At 68.6% G+C, this 17,586-nt stretch carries 15 protein-coding genes; 8 read left to right on the plus strand and 7 right to left on the minus strand.

The features are described from left to right. Nucleotides 1–157: 157 nt before the first annotated feature. The gene (locus ACQPYY_RS08040) at nucleotides 158–631 is read left to right on the plus strand and encodes an NUDIX domain-containing protein (RefSeq protein ID WP_357279852.1); all 474 of its coding nucleotides are present in this window, start codon (nucleotides 158–160) and stop codon (nucleotides 629–631) included. On the opposite strand, the gene ACQPYY_RS08045 is transcribed toward ACQPYY_RS08040, so the two are convergent. Both ACQPYY_RS08045 and ACQPYY_RS08050 read right to left on the minus strand, forming a co-directional pair. After that, complete coding sequence (locus ACQPYY_RS08045; protein WP_433593283.1) at nucleotides 628–3,207, minus strand: polynucleotide kinase-phosphatase; 2,580 nt, start codon at nucleotides 3,205–3,207, stop codon at nucleotides 628–630. The two genes, ACQPYY_RS08040 and ACQPYY_RS08045, sit on opposite strands and share 4 nt — an antisense overlap. Continuing rightward, nucleotides 3,207–4,871 (minus strand): 3' terminal RNA ribose 2'-O-methyltransferase Hen1, encoded by a 1,665-nt coding sequence (locus tag ACQPYY_RS08050; protein WP_433593284.1) that lies wholly within the window; start codon nucleotides 4,869–4,871, stop codon nucleotides 3,207–3,209. The genes ACQPYY_RS08045 and ACQPYY_RS08050 overlap by 1 nt, the downstream gene beginning before the upstream one ends. A 198-nt stretch (nucleotides 4,872–5,069) precedes the next feature. Between ACQPYY_RS08050 and ACQPYY_RS08055 the strand changes: the two genes are divergently transcribed. The 7 genes from ACQPYY_RS08055 (at nucleotide 5,070) to ACQPYY_RS08085 (ending at nucleotide 12,060) form a co-directional block, all read left to right on the plus strand. Beyond that, the gene (locus tag ACQPYY_RS08055; RefSeq protein WP_433593285.1) at nucleotides 5,070–6,302 is read left to right on the plus strand and encodes a DUF7373 family lipoprotein; all 1,233 of its coding nucleotides are present in this window, start codon (nucleotides 5,070–5,072) and stop codon (nucleotides 6,300–6,302) included. 126 nt (nucleotides 6,303–6,428) lie between these two features. Beyond that, entirely contained in the window at nucleotides 6,429–7,004 is a 576-nt protein-coding gene (locus ACQPYY_RS08060) for an FKBP-type peptidyl-prolyl cis-trans isomerase (RefSeq protein WP_433593286.1), read from the plus strand. Between the two features lie 250 nt (nucleotides 7,005–7,254). Continuing rightward, complete coding sequence (gene tig / locus ACQPYY_RS08065) at nucleotides 7,255–8,664, plus strand: trigger factor (RefSeq protein ID WP_433593287.1); 1,410 nt, start codon at nucleotides 7,255–7,257, stop codon at nucleotides 8,662–8,664. A 236-nt stretch (nucleotides 8,665–8,900) separates the two neighbouring features. Beyond that, complete coding sequence (locus tag ACQPYY_RS08070; protein ID WP_357090243.1) at nucleotides 8,901–9,491, plus strand: ATP-dependent Clp protease proteolytic subunit; 591 nt, start codon at nucleotides 8,901–8,903, stop codon at nucleotides 9,489–9,491. Nucleotides 9,492–9,528: 37 nt separating this feature from the next. Next, a complete protein-coding gene (locus tag ACQPYY_RS08075; protein WP_357090241.1) occupies nucleotides 9,529–10,203 on the plus strand; it encodes an ATP-dependent Clp protease proteolytic subunit in 675 nt (224 codons plus the stop codon). Nucleotides 10,204–10,513: 310 nt separating this feature from the next. Further along, nucleotides 10,514–11,794, plus strand: a complete 1,281-nt coding sequence (clpX, locus tag ACQPYY_RS08080; RefSeq protein ID WP_357090239.1) for an ATP-dependent Clp protease ATP-binding subunit ClpX — start codon at nucleotides 10,514–10,516, stop codon at nucleotides 11,792–11,794. 128 nt (nucleotides 11,795–11,922) lie between these two features. Continuing rightward, nucleotides 11,923–12,060: a hypothetical protein gene (locus tag ACQPYY_RS08085; RefSeq protein WP_379101194.1), complete on the plus strand. Its 138-nt coding sequence runs from the start codon at nucleotides 11,923–11,925 to the stop codon at nucleotides 12,058–12,060. Between the two features lie 175 nt (nucleotides 12,061–12,235). Here the strand turns inward: ACQPYY_RS08085 and ACQPYY_RS08090 are convergent, their stop codons facing one another. From ACQPYY_RS08090 to ACQPYY_RS08110, 5 genes are all read right to left on the minus strand, one after another. Next, on the minus strand, nucleotides 12,236–12,778 hold the full coding sequence (locus ACQPYY_RS08090) for a hypothetical protein (protein ID WP_433593288.1): 543 nt from the start codon (nucleotides 12,776–12,778) through the stop codon (nucleotides 12,236–12,238). 72 nt (nucleotides 12,779–12,850) lie between these two features. Further along, nucleotides 12,851–13,222: a nuclear transport factor 2 family protein gene (locus ACQPYY_RS08095; RefSeq protein WP_379101198.1), complete on the minus strand. Its 372-nt coding sequence runs from the start codon at nucleotides 13,220–13,222 to the stop codon at nucleotides 12,851–12,853. 102 nt (nucleotides 13,223–13,324) lie between these two features. Then, nucleotides 13,325–14,137 (minus strand): formate dehydrogenase accessory sulfurtransferase FdhD, encoded by an 813-nt coding sequence (gene fdhD, locus ACQPYY_RS08100; RefSeq protein WP_433593289.1) that lies wholly within the window; start codon nucleotides 14,135–14,137, stop codon nucleotides 13,325–13,327. 13 nt (nucleotides 14,138–14,150) lie between these two features. Next, nucleotides 14,151–16,454 carry an FdhF/YdeP family oxidoreductase gene (locus tag ACQPYY_RS08105; protein WP_433593290.1) on the minus strand — a complete coding sequence of 768 codons (2,304 nt, stop codon included), beginning with the start codon at nucleotides 16,452–16,454 and terminating at the stop codon, nucleotides 14,151–14,153. Between the two features lie 982 nt (nucleotides 16,455–17,436). Continuing rightward, entirely contained in the window at nucleotides 17,437–17,568 is a 132-nt protein-coding gene (locus ACQPYY_RS08110; RefSeq protein WP_433593291.1) for a hypothetical protein, read from the minus strand. Nucleotides 17,569–17,586: the final 18 nt, after the last annotated feature.

Here is a 17,586-nt window from a genome sequence, read left to right on the forward strand (position 1 = left end):
AAATAAATGTTGCCGAAAAGGTTTCGGGCCCAAGGGGAAAGGTGGGAATTATTCGTCCCATATGGGGAAATAGTCCCCGAAGTCCGAATTGCCGCAATGTTGCTCGCGGTTGTGCCCGATGTGGGCCTGCGCCAGGGTGTTCGGCACACTCGTTTCCATGAGCTTCAAATACAGTGCCGGAGTCCTGCTGTTCCGCCGCACGAACGGCCTCGAAGTGCTGGTCGGGCACATGGGCGGCCCGCTGTGGGCCAAGAAGGACGCCGCCGCCTGGTCCATTCCCAAGGGAGAATACGATCCCGCCGAAGAACAGCCGCGCGATGCCGCCCGCCGCGAATTCGGCGAGGAACTCGGACTGCCGGTTCCCGACGGCGACTGGATTCCCCTCGGTGAGGTCGAATACGGCAGCGGCCGGGGCAAGAAACAACTCACCGTCTGGGCCGTGGAAGCCGACCTCGACCCCGCCGAGGTCGTTCCCGGAACTTTCGAAATGGAATGGCCGCCGCGATCCGGGCGAATTGCCGAATTCCCCGAAATCGACCGGGCCGCATGGTTCGATCTGGCCCTTGCCGAGGAGAAGCTCGGCAAGGGCCAGCGCCCCTACCTCCAGCGTCTGAAGGATCTCGTCGGTTAGAGACGCGGGTCGACCGGCTCGGTTTCGAGGGCGAGGATCGCGAAGACCGCCTCGTGGACCCGCCACAGCGGCTCACGGGCCACGAAACGGTCCAGGGCCTCCAAGCCCAGGGCGTATTCGCGCAGCGCCATCGACCGTTTGCCGCCCAGGCCGCGCTGACGCAGGCGATCCAGCTGACCAGGCCGCAGGTACTCCGGGCCGTAGATGATCCGGAGGTATTCCGGCCCACGGCATTTCACGCCCGGCTGCACCGGCCGCCCGCTGCGGCTGCCGGTGCCCGCCACCAGCGACTCCAGCGGCTTGACCACCATGCCCTCGCCGCCGGCCAGGGTGAGTTCGGTCCACCAGGCCGTCGCGGCGGCCTCGCTCTCGGGAGCGGCGAGGTCGACGACGCGGCGGCCGGTCGCGGTGAAGAACTCCGGGTCGGCGGCGACCAGGCGGTCGATCCGCTCCAGATGCCAGCTGTGGTCGCGCACAGCGTAATTCGCGCCGGACGCCGCCAGCAGCTGGAACGGGGCCAGGCGGACGCCGTCCAAACCGTCGGTGGGCCAGCAGTAGCGGCCGTAGGCGGTGGTGAAGGCGTCGGCGTCGGCCCGTCGATCCGCGGTGCGCTCGGCGAGATCGCCGAGCTCCACCCCGCGTGCCGCCGCGGCCTCCAGTACGTCCGAAGCCTGCGCCAGCGAGGCCCGCGCGGTTGCGCCGACCGCGGCGTACTGGGAACGTAACAGGCCCATCGCCTTGGCCGACCAGGGCAGCAGCTCGGTGTCCAGCAGCAGCCAGTCGCTGCCCAATTCCTCGAACAGCCGGGCGGTTTCGGCCGCCGCCCGCACCCGGGTGAGCACCGCCTCGGTCCGCGCCGGATCGTCGAAGAACGGGCGGCCGGTGCGGGTGTACACCGCGCCCGTGCTGCCGTCCTCGACCCCGAACCGGTCCCGCGCGGCCTGCGCCGACCGCGAAACCGCCACGACCGCACGCGAACCCATGTGCTTCTCCTCGCACACCACGGTGCCCACGCCCTCGGAGCGGTAGTACTCGAAGGCCTGCGCCGGGTGCTCGAGGTGACCGTCCAGGGTGGAGGTGGCGCACAGGGACATGGTCGGCGGCAGGTACACCAGCCAGCGCGGATCCACGGCGAAACGGCTCATCACCTCGAGCGCGGCGCTCGCGGCGTCCTCCCGCACGGTGACCCGGCCCAGGTGGCGGGTCTCCACCACCCGGCGGCCCAGCACGTCGTCCAGGTCCAGGACGCCCGGATCCCGCCGCACCACGGCCTCGCCGGTGGCGAAGGTGGCGGCCTGCAGCGGGCGCACCGGTTCGAACCAGACCTGTTCGGCCGCAACCGATACCGGCTCCCGCTCCGGGTAGCGCAGGGCGGTCAGGCGGCCGCCGAACACCGCGCCGGTGTCCAGGCACAGGGTGTTGTTCACCCACACCAGTTCGGTCATCGGCGTGTGGCCGTAGAGCACCAGCGCTGTGCCGCGGTAGTCGTCGGCCCACGGGTAGCGCACCGGCAGGCCGTATTCGTCGGTCTCGCCGGTGGATTCGCCGTACATGGCGAACTCGCGCACCCGGCCCGAGGTGCGGCCCTGGTACTCCTCCTTCAGACCGGCGTGCGCGACCACCAGGTCGCCGCCGTCGAGCACGTAGTGGCTGACCAGACCGCGCATGAATTCCTGTGCGGCCTTGCGGAATTCGTCGTCCTCGGCCTCCAGCTGCGCCAGCGACTCGGCCAGGCCGTGCCGCACCGTGACACGGCGGCCGTCGAGGGCGCGCACCAGCTTGAACTCGTGGTTGCCGGTGACGCACAGGGCGTTCCCGGACGCCACCATGCCCATCACCAGGCGCAGCACGCCCGGAGTGTCCGGGCCGCGGTCGACCAGGTCGCCGACGAACACCGCCGTGCGGCCGTCGGGGTGGCGGCCGTCCACCGGGCGATCCGCGTCGTCGCGGGTCAGGACGTAACCGAGCTCGCCCAGCAGCGTCTCCAGTTCGCTCCGGCAGCCGTGCACGTCGCCGATGACGTCGAAGGGTCCGGTGAGATCGGTCCTGTCGTTCCACAGCCGTTCGTCGCGGATGGTCGCCGCCTCGACCTCCTCGACGCCGCGCAGCACGTGCACCGTGCGGAAACCCTCACGCTCCAGGAACTTCAGCGAGCGCTTCAGGTCACGCTGGTGGCGGCCGACCACGTGCGGGCCCAGATCGGCGCGATCCACCCGCAACGCGTTGCGCTCCACGCACACGCTCTCCGGGACGTCCAGCACGATCGCCACCGGCAGCACGTCGTGGGCGCGCGCCAGCTCCACCAGCGACTGCCGCGCCTTCGGCTGCACATTGGTGGCGTCGATGACGGTGCGCAGGCCACGGCGCAGGCGCACGCCCGCCACATGGTGCAGCAGCTCGAATGCCGCGGCGGTCGCCGACTGATCGGCTTCGTCGTCGCTGACCAGCCCGCGATAGGCGTCGGAGGACAGCACCGCCGTCGACCGGAAATGCTTGTGCGCGAACGTCGACTTACCCGAACCGCTGCTGCCGATCAGCACGACCAGCGACAGCGCCGGGACGGACAGTTCTGCCATTACGCGGCCCCCTTCGCGGCGTCGTCATCGTTCTTCCTGGTGAACACAGCCATCTGTGTCGAGGCCCCCACTTCCGCGTCCTCGGGCCCGACCGGCTCGAAACGCACGGCATACCCGTGCGTCGCGCCGACCCGGTGGGCCCAGTCCGCGAATTCTGCCCTGGTCCACTCGAACCGGTGATCCGAATGCCGGAAAGCGCCCGCGGCGAGCCCGTCGTAGCGCACATTGAACTCGCTGTTCGGCGTGGTCACGACCACGGCGCCCGGAGCCGCCGCCCCGAACACCGCCTGCTCCAGCGCCTTCAACCGGGTCGCGTCCACATGCTCGATCACCTCCATGAGCACGGCCGCGTCGAAGCCCCGCAACGAGGCGTCGGTGTAGGTCAGCGCGCCCTGCCGGACGGTGATCCGCCGCGCCTGCCACTCCGGCAGCCGCCGCACCCGTCTGGCCGCGATCGTCAACTCGCGCATCGACACATCGATGCCGACGATCTCGGTGAGCGCCCGGTCCGCCGCCAGTTCGAGCAGCAACGCACCCTGCCCGCACCCGAGGTCGAGCACCCGGCTCGCCCCCTCCGCCAGCAGCGCCCGACGCACCGCCGCCCGCCGCAGTATCGCCAGCGACGGCCCGCGTTCGCCGGACTCCACCGGCTGCGGGGCCGTGTCGCCGCCGGGCTCGAGCCCCGGGCCGCTCGCGGTCGAGCCGCTGCCCTCGACAAGAGCATCGCGGGAACCGGTCTCGGCGGCAGGCTGCCCGCCTGTCCCGGTGGTGGGACGGACCGCGGTGTCGCACGCCGCTGTGTGCTCACCGGCCACCGGAGCGCCGGCGAGTTCGGTGGTCGGCGCGGCAATGTCGGCGCCGCGACGCGGGAGGGCCGACTCGGCGCCGGGTCCCTCGTCGTCGTAGTCGGGCTCCATCGCGCCGAGTTCCTCCGGGTCCTGATCGTCCAGCTCCGCCAGGCGGGCCAGGGCGGTGCGGACCAGGGTGTGGCGGCGGGTCAGGTAGCGGCGGGTGATCCACTCGCGCTCCGGGTGGGCGGTGAGCCAGCCCTCGCCGACACGGAGCAGCTTGTCGATCTCGGCGGTGTCGAGCCAGTAGTGCTTGCTGCCGTCGAGGACGGGCAGCAGGACGTAGAGGTGGGTCAGGGCCTCGGCCAGGCGCAGCGTGCCGGTGAGTTCGAGACGTACGTAATGGGAATCGCCCCACTCCGGGAACGCCGGGTCCAGCGGCAGGGGAGTGGCCGCGACGGTCCAGCCCAGCGGCGCGAAGACCCGCTCGGCGTATTCCGGGCCGCCCTTGCACGGCACGGCCGGAAGTTCGATCCGCAGGTCGAGGGCGGTGCCGGCCAGCTCCGGCCGCTGTGCGCACCGGCCGTGCAGCGCGGTCCCGAAGACCGTCGAAATGGCCACCGACAGCAGGGACGACGCCGCGTAGGGGCGGTCGTTCACGTACTGGCCGAGACCGAAGTCCGGTGTGCCCTTGGGCTTTCCGCGCACCAGGCGCACCGGGTCGATCTCCAGCAGCAGCGCCGCGGTACAGCGGTCGTCGCCCGCCTCCGGGTAGAGGACGTGCGCGACGCCGTAGGACTGCTCGAAAGTCTGTCTGCGCGAAGGATTCTTGTGCAGCAGATACCCCAGATCGGTGGCGGGCCACTCGGCTCCCACGGGGCGCGTACAAGAGATCGTCAACAGCATCCTGAGATGCTCCCGTAGGCCGCGACCGGTCGCAAACAATTTTCCGTCTACGGAAGCCGTTGCGGCAGGCCCGAATTGTCACGGACCGGTCGCGATGTCCCGATAATCGGTTGTCGCGGGTAACCGGTGCGCCCACACTCGGAATCGAGCGGCTACGGGGGTGGCGGGATGCGCCGAGACGATCCGATGAACCGGCGGGGCCACGCCGGACGAATCCCACTGGTGTCCATCGCGGTGCTGGTGAGCGCCTGCGCCATCGCGGGCGTACCGCGAGCGGCGACACCGGAACTGCGCGCACTGGATCTGGGCGGCTACAGCGGTCGACCGCTCGACGTGCCCCGGGACACCGGCGAAACCTATGCGCGGCTGCTGGAATCGGTGCGCATGGCCGACGCCGTCGTCTCGCCCCGCGCCGTCGATCCCGCGCTGTCGCAGGTCTCGGCCATCCCGGTGCCGACGCCGACGGACGCGGTCGGCATCCTCGCCGAGGCGACCCGGCCCACTCTCACCGCGCACGGCATGCTGGCCGGATTCAGCATCGGCGGCACCGACGATCCGAGCGGCAGCCCGACGGAGGGCGCGGCCACCGGACTGCGCATCACGGTCCTGCGCATGCGCGACCCGATGGCGGCCATCGACACCGCTCGCGAGATCGACGCCGCCGACGCCGCGGTCAATCGCGACAATGTCACGGTCCCGTTCCCCGAATACTTTGCGACACATGGGCATTGGCGGCCACGTGTCCCGACCATGGCGGTGACGCTCGCCCACGGCCCCTATGTGGTGAGCCTGTACATCGTCGATCCGGCCACCGACCGCGCCGCCATGAAGACGCTGGCGACTCGCGCCTTCGACGCGGAACTCCCACGGCTGGACGCCTTCACGGCCACCGCGCCCGAGGCGCTCCCGGCGCTTTCCCTCGATCCGGACGGCATGCTGTCGCGCCTGCTGCCCGCCGAACCCGGACGGTGGCCGTATCCCACGCTGTTCCAGGACGAATACGGCCTCATCGCGGGCTGGGGCGGCCCACGGCGCGCCACCGGAGTCGTCTACGGCCCGGTCGTCGCCGGCCAGCTGATCAACCGTCCCGGCGAGGCCGGCCTCCCGGTGCAGGCCGCCGCCGTCACGGATTCCACACGGCTGCTGCGTTTTTCCGACGCCGTCGGCGCCCGGCACGCGCTGCAGCGGCTCTCGGAGCCGACCGCCACCCGAACCGTCGTCTCCGCGCCCGGCGGCGTTCCGGAAGCCGTCTGCCTGCGCGATGCCGACGCCGCGTCGCACCACGAATACACCTGCCTGGTACTGGACGGTCGCTATCTGGCCTCGGTGTCCGGCCCCACCGAACCGGCCGTTCACCAGATGGCCGCGGCCCAATACGCCGTCCTCGTCACCGCCCGCTGACCACGCCCGGCGCGCCGCCGAAACCCTTGCGGGCGCGCCCCGACCGGCTCGACCGCCCGAAGCCGTGTAGGTTCGGCGCGGCGTCGCAATCTGTGCGGCAACCGGACTGGACGGACAGGAGCGGGAATGCGCTTGGTGGGCAAGGTCGGTGTGATCGGTGCGGTCGCGGCCGCCACGATGCTGGCGGCCGGTTGCGGCGGCAGCAGCGACAACAAGGCGTCGTCGACCACGACGACGACCGCCGCCGCCACGACCAGCGCGGCCGCCACCACGGCCGCGAGCAAGGGCCGCGAGTGCACCGCCGAGGACATCAAGGTGGACGGCGGCTTCGGAACCGCGCCGGCCATCACGCTGCCCGCCGACTGCGATCCGCCCAAGGAGCTCATCACCAAGGACCTGGTCGTGGGCAGTGGCCCCGAGGCCAAGGCCGGGGACAAGCTGAGCACCAACTACACGCTGATCACCTGGTCCAACCAGAAGAAGCTGGACAGCTCCTTCGACCGCGGCAAGCCGCTGCCCCTCACGCTGGGCGCGGGCCAGGTCATCAAGGGCTGGGACCAGGGCCTGGTCGGCATCCAGGAGGGCAGCCGCCGTCTGCTCATCATCCCGCCCGCCCTCGGCTACGGCGACCGCCCGCCGAGCGGTATGAAGCCGGGCGAGACGCTGGTCTTCGTGACCGACGCCGTCAAGGTCGGTAGCTGAGATAGCTCCCCCGCCACCCCGCGACTTTTACCGGTCGTTGGGTGCCGATCCGCCCCGCACCGGGCCGCCGGTCGGGTGCCGGGCCGGGTTTCGGGCGTACCGGGGGAGTTTCCCCGGTCGGCACCAGATCAGTCGTCAGGTCCGCTACGCATCCGATTGCGTGGTCGGAATTGCGTTCGACTAACCTGGTCGGGATGCGTTCGGGGGGAACCTAGACGTCAACCATGAACAACGAACAAGGAGCATGTCCGTGAAGAGCACCGTCGAGCAGCTGAGCCCGACTCGGGTCCGCATCAATGTCGAGGTGCCCTTCGAGGAGCTCAAGCCGGACTTCGACCGCGCCTACAAGGCTCTCGCGCAGCAGATCCGTATCCCCGGCTTCCGTCCGGGCAAGGCGCCGGCCAAGCTTCTCGAGGCCCGCGTCGGCCGTGGCGCCGTGCTGGAGCAGGTCGTCAACGACGTGCTGCCCAAGCGCTACAGCGAAGCCGTGATCGAGACCGAGGTGAAGGTCATCGGTCAGCCGGAGATCGAGATCACCAAGATCGAGGACGGCCAGGAACTGGCCTTCACCGCCGAGGTCGACATCCGCCCGGAGATCTCGCTGCCGGACTTCTCGAACATCACGGTCGAGGTCGACCCGATCGAGATCACCGACGCCGACATCGACGAGCAGCTGCAGTCGCTGCGTCAGCGCTTCGGCACCCTGACCGCGGTCGAGCGGGCCATCGAGAACGGCGACTTCGTCTCCATCGACCTGTCCGCCACCGTCGACGGCGAAGCCGTCGAGGAGGCCTCCACCACCGGCCTGTCCCACGAGGTCGGCTCCGGCCAGCTCATCGAGGGCCTGGACGAGAGCCTGATCGGCCTCAAGGAGGGCGAGTCCAAGGACTTCACCTCCAAGCTGGTCGCCGGTGAGCACGCGGGCAAGGAAGCCGTCATCACCGTGACCGTGCAGTCGGTCAAGGAGCGCGAGCTGCCCGAGGCCGACGACGAGTTCGCCCAGCTGGCCAGCGAGTTCGACACCATCGACGAGCTGAAGGAAGACCTCAAGACCCGCGTCGAGCGCGTCAAGAAGGTCACCCAGGCCGGCGAGATCCGCGACAAGGTGCTCGAGCAGCTGCTCGAGACCGTCGAGATCCCGCTGCCCGAGGGCGTCGTCAAGGCCGAGATCGACGCCGTCGAGCACGACGCCGTCCACGGCTTCGACCACGACGAGGCCAAGCTGGCCGAGGCGCTCGAGGCGCAGGGCTCCTCGCTCGAGGAGTTCAAGGCCGACACCAAGCAGGCCGCCGAGAAGTCGGTCAAGACCCAGCTGCTGCTGGACGCCGTCGCCGAGGCCGAGAACACCCAGGTCGGCCAGGACGAGCTGTACGAGCGGATCATCTTCCAGGCGCAGCGCTACGGCATGAGCCCGGACCAGTTCATCCAGCAGATCCAGCAGGCCGGTCAGCTCGGTGCCGTCTTCGCCGACGTGCGCCGCGGCAAGGCCCTCGCCGGTGTCGTGGTCCAGGCGGCCGTCACCGACACCGCCGGCAACACCGTGGACACCGCCGAGATGTTCGGCAACCCGGCCGACGAGGCCGAGGAGGTCTCCGCCGAGGAGCTGGCGACCGTCGCCGACGCCACCGAGGCCGCCGAGGCCGAGGCCGAGGCCAAGTAAGAATTTCATCTCACCCCTGTGTACGGGGCTTCTCGGGATGACACCCCCGAGAACCCCCGTACACCGGAACGCGAAGCGTTGACGTAAGTTTGCGCTGTGAGCGAAGCAGGGCGGTACCGGGAGTTCGGTGCCGCCCTGCTTCGTTAGGGTTTGTGTCAGCGAATCAGTAGGGGCTTGTTAACCGAGCCGTTGAGAGAGGGCAGGTATCCGTGACAATTCATCAGGCAGGGGTGCGCATGACATCCGCGACTGCTGGTCTGAACCTCAGTGATTCGGTGTACGAGCGCCTGCTGCGCGAGCGCATCATCTTCCTGGGCACTCAGGTCGACGACGACATCGCCAACAAGCTGTGCGCGCAGATCCTGCTGCTGACGGCCGAGGACCCGACCAAGGACATCTCGCTCTACATCAACTCCCCGGGTGGTTCGGTGACCGCCGGCATGGCCATCTACGACACCATGCAGTTCGCCGAATGCGACATCCGCACCGTCGGTATGGGTCTGGCCGCCTCCATGGGCCAGTTCCTGCTCGCCGCGGGCACCAAGGGCAAGCGCTACGCGCTGCCGCACGCGCGGATCATGATGCACCAGCCGTCGGCCGGTCTCGGTGGTTCGGCCGCCGACATCGCCATCCAGGCCGAGCAGTTCGCCTACACCAAGCGTGAGCTGAACGAGCTGCAGTCCCAGCACACCGGCAAGTCCATCGAGCAGGTCACCGCCGATGCCGACCGCGACCGCTGGTTCACCGCCGCCGAGGCGCTCGACTACGGCTTCATCGACCATGTGGTCACCCACGCCAGCCAGGCGAACGGCAGCAGCAGCAAGTAGTTCCGCAGCCCACCACACAGACTTTGGAGAGACGTTTATGTCCAACATGATCGATCCGCGGGCCGCGGGCATCACCTTCGCCGCCGCCGGTAACCTGCCGCAGTCGCGTTACATCCTGCCGCAGTTCACCGAGCAGACCAGCTTCGGCGTCAAGACCTCCGACCCGTACAACAAGCTGTTCGAGGAGCGAATCATCTTCCTGGGCAACCAGGTCGACGATGTCTCCGCCAACGACATCATGGCGCAGCTGCTGGTGCTCGAGTCTCAGGACCCGGACCGCGACATCACCATGTACATCAACTCGCCCGGCGGCTCGTTCACCGCGCTGATGGCCATCTACGACACCATGCAGTACGTGCGCGCCGACGTCGCCACCGTCTGCCTGGGCCAGGCCGCCTCGGCCGCCGCGGTCATCCTCGCGGCCGGCGCTCCCGGCAAGCGCGCCGCGCTGCCGAACGCCCGCATCCTGATCCACCAGCCGTCCACGTCGGGTGGTATTCAGGGCCAGGTCTCCGACCTCGAGATCCAGGCCGCCGAGATCGAGCGCATGCGTCGCCTCATGGAGACCACGCTGGCGCGCCACACCGGCAAGGACTCGGACGTCATCCGCAAGGACACCGACCGCGACAAGATCCTCACCGCCGAAGAGGCGAAGGGCTACGGGATCGTCGACACGGTGTTCGAGTACCGCAAGCTCAGCGCCCAGAAGTGAGCTGGGTGGGTGGCGGGGTAGCGGCGCGCCGCGAACCTCCCCGCCACCCGGGCAGAGGTGAGTCCACGCACATGTCCGGCGAGAAACGTGCCCAAGTTGTCGACCTCGGTCACGCGAAACGGGTACGGTCACTCTAGGGACCTTTGCTCGTGGTTGTCGGCTCTGCTCTTCGTTCGAAATCAGGTTTGGATAGACAGCCGAATCGCCGGATCCGCAAAATCAGGGGTCGCGGCATACGCTCGAAGAAGGCAGCTCGCCGGCAACCGGGGACAGACGGTTGCACGCGGACAAGGAAGTAGGGACCCAGGAGATGGCGCGCATCGGTGATGGCGGCGATCTGTTGAAGTGCTCGTTCTGCGGAAAGAGCCAGAAGCAGGTCAAGAAGCTCATTGCGGGACCGGGGGTGTACATCTGCGACGAGTGCATCGACCTGTGCAACGAGATCATCGAGGAAGAGCTCGCCGAATCCAGCGAGGTCAAGCTCGACGAACTCCCCAAGCCCGCGGAAATCCGGGACTTCCTGGAGCAGTACGTGATCGGGCAGGATTCCGCGAAGCGGACGCTCGCGGTGGCGGTCTACAACCACTACAAGCGCATTCAGGCGGGCGACAAGGGCCGCGACTCCCGGGGTGAACCGGTCGAGTTGGCCAAGTCCAACATCCTGATGCTCGGCCCCACCGGTTGTGGCAAGACCTACCTGGCGCAGACGCTGGCGAAGATGCTGAACGTGCCGTTCGCCATCGCCGACGCCACCGCGCTGACCGAGGCCGGCTACGTCGGTGAGGATGTCGAGAACATCCTGCTCAAGCTGATCCAGGCCGCCGACTACGACGTCAAGCGCGCCGAGACGGGCATCATCTACATCGACGAGGTCGACAAGATCGCCCGCAAGTCGGAGAACCCGTCCATCACCCGTGACGTCTCCGGTGAGGGCGTGCAGCAGGCGCTGCTGAAGATCCTGGAAGGCACCCAGGCCTCGGTGCCGCCGCAGGGCGGCCGCAAGCACCCGCACCAGGAATTCATCCAGATCGACACCACGAACGTGCTGTTCATCGTGGCGGGCGCCTTCGCCGGCCTGGAGCGCATCGTGCAGGACCGGGTCGGCAAGCGCGGCATCGGTTTCGGCGCGGAGGTCCGGTCCAAGGCCGAGATCGACACCGCCGACCACTTCGCCGAGGTCATGCCCGAGGACCTGATCAAGTTCGGTCTGATCCCCGAGTTCATCGGCCGTCTGCCCGTCGTCGCCTCGGTCACCAACCTGGACAAGGAATCCCTGGTCCGGATTCTGGCCGAGCCGAAGAACGCGCTGGTGAAGCAGTACGTGCGCCTGTTCGAGATGGACGGCGTGGATCTGGAGTTCACCCAGGACGCCCTGGAAGCCGTTGCGGATCAGGCGATCCTGCGCGGCACCGGCGCCCGCGGTCTGCGCGCCATCATGGAGGAAGTGCTCCTCCCGGTCATGTACGACATCCCCAGCCGGGATGACGTGGCCAAGGTGGTCGTCAACGCCGACACGGTGAACGACAATGTGCTGCCGACCATCGTGCCGCGCAAGCGCTCCGCGCCCGAGCGCCGCGAGAAGTCGGCGTAACAGAACAACTCTCGGGCTCTCAGGGGCTTCCCCTGAAACCCCTGCTACGAGCGAAACCGGCTCCGCGAGAATTCCTCTCGCGGAGCCGGTTTTCTCGTTGTCCAAGCCCTCGGCATGGGAGGGTCGAGGTGATGTTGGTGGTCCGGCGGCTGCTCGCGGCGGGCAAGATCGCTCGCGAGCGTGCCGACCGGGCGGTCGAAGCGTTGGAGCGTCTCGCGAATGCCCGGGGAATTCGCTGTCAGGTCCAGGTCGTCGATTCGGTGTAGTTGTCCACGCGCCCTCCCCTGCGCCGATGGAGTCGGTGACGGTCGGTGGGAGCCGATCGCGCCCGCTGCGAGAATCGCCGTTGATCCTCCGTGGTTCGCCGTTGAACCTTTACTCCGCTACTCAGAAAATCGGTGTGTTCGGGTCACCTGTTACGACGGCGCGACCGCGGAGAACTCATCGCTGGGACGTGCTGCCGCGGCCGGGAAATTTGAACGTGAAGGGGGCCGGTTCCGGCACCGGGAAACGCTCGCGCGGGGCGACCAGCAGAACGGCCAGGGCGAGCGCCGGGAGCAGCAGGGCGGCGAAGAGTGACAGGCCGTAGCTGAGGCCGCTGAGCGCGTCCGGCCGGTGGAAGGCGTGGTAGAGGAAATGCGGGAGGCCGAAGACCAGCCAGCCCAGTCCCGAGACCCGGGCGATGACGCTGTCGCGGTAGTAGAGCGCGGCCGCGGAGATGGCGCCCAGCGCGAGGAAGAAGGCCCCGACGTCGGCGGCCAGGTGATGGTTGTAGGGCCCGTCGGCGCGCACCCAGTGCAGCCCGAATCCGGGATAGCTGTCGTAGAACGATTCCGGGGCGATCACCGCCCACAGTCCGGTGACCAGGCCGGTCGCGGTGAGCACCCCCAGCATGATGAGCAGGACGATCCAGCGCCGCCGGTTGATCTCCAGCCGCATGCTGATCCGCACCCCGTCACCGGTGCCACGCAACGAGATCCGCACAGGCCCTCCCACCCTCGCCGAATCACTGTGCTGTCACCGTAATTCGGGCGGGGGTGAGGGGCAAGCCTGTGGCTAGATCTGCTCCATCTTCAGGTCGTCCTGACCCCAGTAGGCGCGCATCTTGATGATCTTGCCTTCGTCGTTCAGCTCCATCACATCGATGGGCGCGAGGGTCATGCGGTGCCCGTTGGTCACGGTGACCAGGGTGAAGTGGGCGGCGACGTGATTGCCGGCCACCTTGACGGTGTGCAGCTCGGTCTCGCGCTCGAGGTTCTCCAGCGCCTTGTACAGCTCGCCGATGGCCTCGTGGCCACGACGCTCGGGGCTGCCGATCGGGTCCTCGATCACGGCGTCCTCGGCGTACAGGTCGAGGATCGCCGAGGTCGGGCCGGTCGCGACCAGCTTCACGTACTGCTCCACGACATCCCGGGGCTGCGCTGCCATAGGGGTTCTCCCATCAGAATTGAAACGTGTTCTATTGCGGAGACTAGCAGCCGGAGCGGCGGAAAGGACCCCGCTGCCTCACCCTGTGGAACACCGCGGGCATCACAGTGCGATGCGGTCCTCGCCGGTGTAGATGTTCATGGTTTCACCGCGCAGGAAACCGACCAGGGTCACGCCGGAATCGGCGGCCAGATCCACCGCCAGCGAGCTGGGGGCCGACACCGCGCCCAGCGCCGGAATGCCCGCCATGACAGCCTTCTGGACCAGCTCGAAGGAGGCGCGGCCGCTCACCATGAGGATGAGATCGTTTGCGGGGAGCCGATTCTCGCGCAAGGCCCAGCCGACCAGCTTGTCCACGGCATTGTGCCGGCCGATGTCCTCGCGCACCGCCACGGCCTCGCCGTCCACGGTGAACAGACCCGCGCCGTGCAGGCCGCCGGTGGCGTCGAAAACCTGCTGGCGGGAACGAAGTTCGTCCGGGAGCTTGGCGAGGGTGTGCACATCGATGCGCGGTGCGCCCGCCGGGATCTCGTGGCGGATGCGGGTCCGGACCTCGTCCAGGGCCGTCTTCCCGCACAGGCCGCACGAGCTGTTGGTCAGGAACGGCCTGGGCTGGATCGGAACCGGATTCCGCAACTGGATGTCGAGGACGTTGTAGGTGTTCTGCCCGTTCTCGTCGGTGCCCGCGCAGTAGCGGGCGCTGACGATGTCCTCGGCCGTGTCGATGACGCCCTCGGCGTAGAGGAAGCCGTGCACCAGATCGATGTCCGCGCCCGGGGTCCGCATGGTGACCGTCAGCGACTGCCCGCCGGTGCGGATCTCCAGCGGCTCCTCCACGGCCAGGGTGTCCGGCCGGGTGATGGTGCCGTTCGGGGAGATGCGCAGCGTGCGGCGACGTGCGGTGACTCGGCTCATGCGGGGCCCCGGTTCATGCGGTGACGTGGGTGTGCGGTTCGAAACGGATGGTGACCGCCTTGGAGACAGGCGTGTTGGAGCGTTTCGCGACGTGGTCCAGGGGGATCAAGGGGTTGGTCTCCGGATAGTAGGCGGCGGCATTGCCGCGCGGGGTCGGGTAGCCGACCAGGCGGAACCCGGCGACGCTGCGCTCGGTGCCGTCCTGGAACTCGGAGACGACGTCCACCAGGTCGCCCTCGGTGAATCCGAGCGCGGTGATGTCGGCGGGGTTGACCAGCACCACCCGGCGGCCGTTCTGGATGCCGCGGTAGCGGTCGTCGAGGCCGTAGATGGTGGTGTTGTACTGGTCGTGGCTGCGCAGGGTCTGCAGGATGAGGCGGTCCGCGGGGACGGGCAGCCAGTGCAGATCGTTGACCGCGAAATTGGCCTTGCCGGTGGCGGTGCGGAACTCGCGGGCGTCGCGTGGCGGGTGCGGGAGCTGGAATCCGTTGCGGCCGCGCACCTTCGCGTTGTAGTCGGCGCAGCCGGGCACGACCTGCGCGATGGCGTCGCGGATCCGGTCGTAGTCGCGGCGGAACACGCCCCACGGGACCTCGTGCTCGGGTCCGAACAACTCCTGGGCGAGCTCGCACACGATGGCGACCTCACTGCGCAGCTGATCGCCGACCGGGGTCAGGCGACCGGTCGACAAGTGCACCATGGACATGGAGTCCTCGACCGAAACCTGTTGGCGCACACCGTCCTGGACGTCCTCGTCGGTGCGGCCCAACGTCGGCAGGATCAGCGCGGTGCGTCCGTGCACGACATGGCTGCGGTTGAGCTTCGTCGAAACCTGCACGGTGAGAGCGCACGTGCGCAGCGCGGCCTCGGTGACCTCGGTGTCGGGGGTGGCGGAGACGAAGTTGCCGCCCATGCCGAAGAACACCTTGCCGCGGCCGTCGCGCATGGCGCGGATGGCGTTCACGGTGTCGAAGCCGTGGGTGCGGGGACTGGTGATACCGAATTCGCGGTCCAGGGCGGCCAGGAACGGCTCGGGCATCTTCTCCCAGATACCCATCGTGCGGTCGCCCTGCACATTGGAGTGGCCGCGCACCGGGCACACGCCCGCACCGGGCTTGCCGATCATGCCGCGCAGCAGCAGCAGATTGGTGGCCTCCTCGATGGTGGCGACGCCGTGCACCTGCTGGGTCAGGCCCATGGCCCAGCAGATGATGGTCGACTTCGACTCGGCCAGCAGTGCCGCGGTGCGGTCGAGGTCTTCGCGCGTGAGCCCGGTGGCTTCGACGACCGTGTCGAGATCGACGGCGCGCATGTGCTTCTCGTAGTCGGCGAAGCCCGCGGTGTGCGCGTCCACGAAGGCGCGGTCCACCACGGTGCCGGGTGCGCGGTCCTCGGCGTCGAACAGCAGCTTGGCCAGGCCCTGGAACAGGGCCATATCGCCGCCCAGGCGGATCTGCAGGAAGTCGTCGGCGATGCTGATGCCGCCGGTGAAGCCCTTGACGGTCTGCGGGTCCTTGAAGCCGATGAGTCCGGTCTCGGGCAGCGGGTTGACCGCGATCACGGTCGCGCCGTGCGCCTTCGCCTCACCCAGCGCCGACAGCATGCGGGGGTGGTTGGTGCCCGGGTTCTGGCCGGCCACGATGATCAGGTCGGCCTGGGTGAAGTCGTCGATGGTGACCGAGCCCTTGCCGATGCCGATCGAGCTGACCAGGGCGGTGCCCGAGGACTCGTGGCACATGTTCGAGCAGTCGGGCAGATTGTTGGTGCCGTAGGCGCGGACCAGCAGCTGGTAGAGGAAGGCGGTCTCGTTGGCGGTGCGGCCGGAGGTGTAGAAGACGGCCTCGTCGGGGGAGTCCAGGCCGCGCAGGGCGTCGGCGATCAGGCGGTAGGCGTCGTCCCAGGCGATGGGGGAGTAGTGGGTGTCGCCCTCGCGCAGCACCATCGGATGGGTGAGGCGGCCCTGCTGGCCGAGCCAGTAGCCGGACTTGGCGGCCAGGTCGTCGGGGGAGTGGGCGGCGAAGAACTCGGGGGTGACCGTGCGCAGGGTCGCCTCCTCGGCGACGGCCTTCGCGCCGTTCTCGCAGAACTCGGCGGGGCGACGCCGACCGGTCGGTTCCGGCCAGGCGCATCCCGGACAGTCGAAGCCGTGGCGCTGATTCACCCGGGCCAGCGTGCGCGCGGTGCGCACCACGCCCATCTCCTCGAACGCGCGCTCCAGGGCGACGGTGACCGCCTTGACGCCCGCGGCCTCGGTCTTCGGAGCGGTGACCTGGAGCGCGGACTCGTCGATATCGCTCACAGGCGCGGCTCGATGCATGGTGACGATTGTCCTCTCGGCGCGATGGAGCGTCCCAGTCGGTCATCGCCATCGTAGGGCGCGGCACCCGAGACCCAGCGGACCGGTCGGTCCCGAGTGTGAACGGGCGTGATCACCACAGCGATAGACAGGGCGGCGGGGGCGCGGTTGGCCTTACCATCGAACAAGCGAGGTCACGCCGAATGAATACTTCACTGAATTCCACTCGGCGTGCTGGTGGGGACCGGCACGCGAAACTGGCCCGCGCGGTGAGATTTTCACCCCGGACCTTACACCTTGTTCTCCTGCTCGCAGCGCTGCTAGCGCTCGGGCTCCCGGCCGGAATCGGTTGGGCCAACCCGGGAATCAGCGCCCCGGCGCCGATCACCACCACCGTCCCGCAGCCCGCACCCCAGGGCGGCCCGCCGGTGAAAGTCGCACCTACCACGACGAATCCACCGAGATGCGCCGTCGCCGAGAACTGCGGCGGCGACAGCAAGAAGCAGCAGTGCGGCCACAGCTGTGACGACACAGGCACCCGCGACGGCTGCGGCACCGACTGCAACAAGCCCGTGTACTGCGATGACGGCACCCTGAAACCCGCGTCCGGCGTGTGCCCGTCGAAGCAACCCACGTACTGCTGGGACGGTTCGGTGCAGCCGCCCAGTGGCGAGTGCCCTAAACACCCGACTTGCCCGGATGGTTCACAGAAACCCGCGACCGGAGAATGCCCGACCCGGTGCCCGGACGGATCCTGGAAGCCCGCCGGTGGGTCGTGTCCGACACCCGAGAAATGTTCGGACGGCACCACCAAGCCCGCCGGCAGCACCTGTCCGCCACCGGTGACCTGCAAGGACGGTTCGACCAAACCCCCGAATCGTGACTGCCCCACCACGAATCCGCCGATCACGTGCTCGGACGGATCGGTCAAACCGGCGAACGGCGACTGCCCGACCACCCAGCCGCCGAGATGTCCCGACGGTTCGGTCAAGCCCCCGAACGGTCAATGCGCCACCGGTGGCGTCAATCCGCCACCCATCACCTCGGTGACGACCGCGGCGCCGCCACCGCCGCCCACGACAACCACCACACCGCCCCCGACGACCGACACCACATCGCCGACCACCGAGACCAAGCCGCCTGTCGCTCCGCA

The organism is Nocardia sp. CA-145437 (assembly GCF_050956485.1).
Classification (GTDB): Bacteria; Actinomycetota; Actinomycetes; order Mycobacteriales; family Mycobacteriaceae; genus Nocardia.

Coding starts and splice junctions, on each gene's coding strand:
- ACQPYY_RS08040 (WP_357279852.1), top strand. CDS start 158: ATGAGCTTCAAATACAGTGCCGGAGTCCTGCTGTTCCGCCGCACGAAC.
- ACQPYY_RS08045 (WP_433593283.1), bottom strand. CDS start 3,207: ATGGCAGAACTGTCCGTCCCGGCGCTGTCGCTGGTCGTGCTGATCGGC.
- ACQPYY_RS08055 (WP_433593285.1), top strand. CDS start 5,070: ATGCGCCGAGACGATCCGATGAACCGGCGGGGCCACGCCGGACGAATC.
- ACQPYY_RS08060 (WP_433593286.1), top strand. CDS start 6,429: ATGCGCTTGGTGGGCAAGGTCGGTGTGATCGGTGCGGTCGCGGCCGCC.
- ACQPYY_RS08070 (WP_357090243.1), top strand. CDS start 8,901: ATGACATCCGCGACTGCTGGTCTGAACCTCAGTGATTCGGTGTACGAG.
- ACQPYY_RS08075 (WP_357090241.1), top strand. CDS start 9,529: ATGTCCAACATGATCGATCCGCGGGCCGCGGGCATCACCTTCGCCGCC.
- clpX (WP_357090239.1), top strand. CDS start 10,514: ATGGCGCGCATCGGTGATGGCGGCGATCTGTTGAAGTGCTCGTTCTGC.
- ACQPYY_RS08095 (WP_379101198.1), bottom strand. CDS start 13,222: ATGGCAGCGCAGCCCCGGGATGTCGTGGAGCAGTACGTGAAGCTGGTC.
- fdhD (WP_433593289.1), bottom strand. CDS start 14,137: ATGAGCCGAGTCACCGCACGTCGCCGCACGCTGCGCATCTCCCCGAAC.
- ACQPYY_RS08105 (WP_433593290.1), bottom strand. CDS start 16,454: ATGCATCGAGCCGCGCCTGTGAGCGATATCGACGAGTCCGCGCTCCAG.